Origin of the sequence: Flavobacterium sp., from assembly GCF_052437795.1 — a bacterium.
Lineage (GTDB): Bacteria > Bacteroidota > Bacteroidia > Flavobacteriales > Flavobacteriaceae > Flavobacterium.
On sequence record NZ_JBQVPA010000011.1, the window covers coordinates 1 to 2,914 of the forward strand.

Genomic DNA, 2,914 nt, shown 5'->3' on the forward strand with positions numbered 1-2,914 from the left:
TGAACTCTTTTGTCACGCCGCCTTCGCGGTAGGTAACGGTGAACCAGTAGTCATCGCCCGGCATTGGCGCGCCGTTGTAGGTACCGTCCCATCCTGTGCTCTCAAAGGCAGGGCTAAGCTGCTTGAGCAGCTTGCCGTAGCGGTCGAAGATGTAGATCTTCGTGCCCGCAAAGTCATCGCCCCACATCCCGATGATGTTCCAGGTGTCGTTGTAACCGTCACCGTTCGGTGTGAAGAAGTTCGGGTAGTCGATGATGCTCACATTATCAAGCTGCAGGTTGAACTCATCACATGGGTTGTCCGTAGCTATGTCGCGGACGTGTACCTCATGCGGGCCGGCCGATACGTTGTTGAACACATTGCTGTTCTGCCATGGGCCGTTGTCAAGCTGGTACTGGTATTCGCCATAGCCTTCGGCAAGCACTACGATGGTCTGCCCGTCGCTAAAGGCATTGCTCACTACATACCCCTGCCCTATTGGGCTGGCAGGGCCGCTGCGCTCTACTGTTACTGCAGCGATAGGGTCGGACACGCATCCGGTAGCGCTGGTCGCCACTACTGTATATTCTCCGGCTTCTGTGGCCGTATATGTTGGTCCTGTCGCGCCCGGTATCACAACTCCGTCGTGGTACCATACAAAGGTATGGGTCGCATCAAGGCCGCTGTCCATGGTGTGGTCGCGAAGTACTTCCTGGGTCCTGAAGTCAACACATATCGTGCCCCCTGCAAGGCTCGGCTCAGGGATGCGCTCTACGAACAGCTCCAGTGTGGTCACCTCATAGCATCCGCTTACGGTGGACTCGTTGGTCACCCTTACCCATATCATCTGGTAGTCCGGCGATGTGGTGTTTTGGTAGGCCGTCGGGGTCGGTATAGCGTTCGTGCCTGCTTCGGCATCAGCCTGGCTGGTGTAGTAGCTCACGCTGTAGTCGGTCGGGCTTTGTGAGCCAAGGGCATCATCATCGGCACGCGTCAGGTCAAAAGTGAAGATACCATCGTTGGTACCGTCATAGTCGCACTCAAAGAACGTTTCGGTCACAGGGTTGGCTGTCGCGGCTTCTTCCACCAACAGTGTCAGCGGCGCTGTAGTGACACACTCCGACTCGTTGTTCCTTACCTCTACCAGGATGTTCTGCACGTTCGGTGAGCTGGTATTGGTGTAGATGTACGGCAGGGCCGTGCCTGCCGCCTGTGCGGCCGCATTGCGGAAGAACTTGATGGTGTAGTCCGCAGGGTTCACGCCTTCGCCCAGTATCTCCTCCATGTGGGTGTTGAAGTCGAAGGTAGCGATGCCGTCGGTGTCCTGCTCGCATATCGCATACGGCTCGATAACACCGTCGCCGTTCTCTCCAAGTGCCGGGAGCGGGCTTACGATAAGCTCAAAATGTGTTATCGTAAAGCATACGGGGTTTTGAGAATTGCCGGTATTGGCCTCTGCCCGTACCCATATCGTGGCGTTCCCGCTGTTGTACGCTGTAAAGTTCTCTATCGGGTCGTTCCTGTCCAGGGCATCCTGCTCGCTGGTATAGTAGGTCAGCACCATGTTGAAGTCGTTGTTCCTGATGTCGGCCTCCGCATCGGTAAGGTCGAAGATCTCCTGCCCGTCAGGGGAGTTGTTCACATCGCACTGTACCAGCGGCTCTACATCCTGGTCCGGCTCCGGCAACGGAAGCACTTTGATGGTCAGCGTGGTGTAGCTCTTACAGCCTTCCGGTGTGGTCACCATCACGTACAGTGTTTTCGGGTTGCCCTGCGGCGGTGCCGGGTTGGTGTACGCTGTTGGGTCAGCTATCGGCGTTGCTCCTGTGGTCATCCTTGGGTCTACTTCAAAGTAGGTTATGCTCATGCCCTGCCCTATGCCGAACTGGCCCAGTATCTCGTCATTCTTTACTGTAAGGTCGAATTCTGTCTGCCCATCATTCCCGTTCGGCTCAAGGCTTTCATTACAAAGGATAAGCATGCTCGGTGTGGTCAGCTGCAGTGGCTGGTTTAGCTCCAGCTTGAAGCTGGTCACGCTGAAGCATTCCGTGCCCGGTGTCTCTACCCTTACCCAGATGGTCTGCCCACCGGTACCATAGTAGTTGGACGGGTTGGTGATCCTTGGTGCGCCGTTGTTGGCATTGTTCTCACTGGTAAAGTAATGTACCGTCAAGGTAGCCGGGGTAGTGCCCAGTGCCGTGTGTATCACCGCATCCTGCTGTGTCAGGTCAAAATAGGCTCTGTTGTCCTGGCCGTTGTTGTCCGTGTCATCGCACTGTACAAGGTCCTCAAGGTCCTCCGGGGCCATTGGCGCAGGCGAGACTACAAGGGTCAGCTGCAAAGGCACCGCATTGGTACAGCCGGTAACCGTGTTCTCCACCCTTACATAAAGGAACTGGAGGAAAGGGTCTACATTTTGGTAGGCATCCGTGTTCGGGATGGCGTTCACATTATCAATGGCGTCCTGGTTGGTAAGGTGGAAGCTAACATCAAGGTCCGGCGCGCCGTTGACCATGTCCTCTACAAGGGCGTCAAGGTCGAATACGCCTATTCCAAGGCCTGTGGTATCACATACCGTCAGCTCATCTGCTGTTGGTGGCACCAGTACCGGAAGCGGCTCTACCCGTACATCCAGAAGTACGATCCTGTAGCAGCCTGTTTCCTCAACTTCTACTTTTACGAATATCGTCTCTACTGCGCCATTGTTGGTATAGGCTTCAGGGTCCTGGATAAAGTTGATGCCTGCCACCGCGTCGTCGTAGCTGTGGTAGAACGTGGTGATGATACCACTTTGCGGGCCATCTGCCGTAGTGATGATCTCGTCTATCTTGGTGTTCAGGTCAAATACTTCCTGCTCATCACCGGGATCATTGTAGTCGCAAAGCGTGTACGGAACAGGGGCATTGGCGACCGGAAGCGGGTTAACGATGAGCTC

Annotated in this window: 1 protein-coding gene; it reads right to left on the reverse strand. The window is 55.4% G+C overall.

Annotated features, from left to right (window positions below):
• Positions 1 to 2,914 (reverse strand): T9SS type B sorting domain-containing protein (locus tag ACT6R0_RS18585; RefSeq protein ID WP_444667439.1); only part of this gene is annotated, 2,914 nt, incomplete at both ends.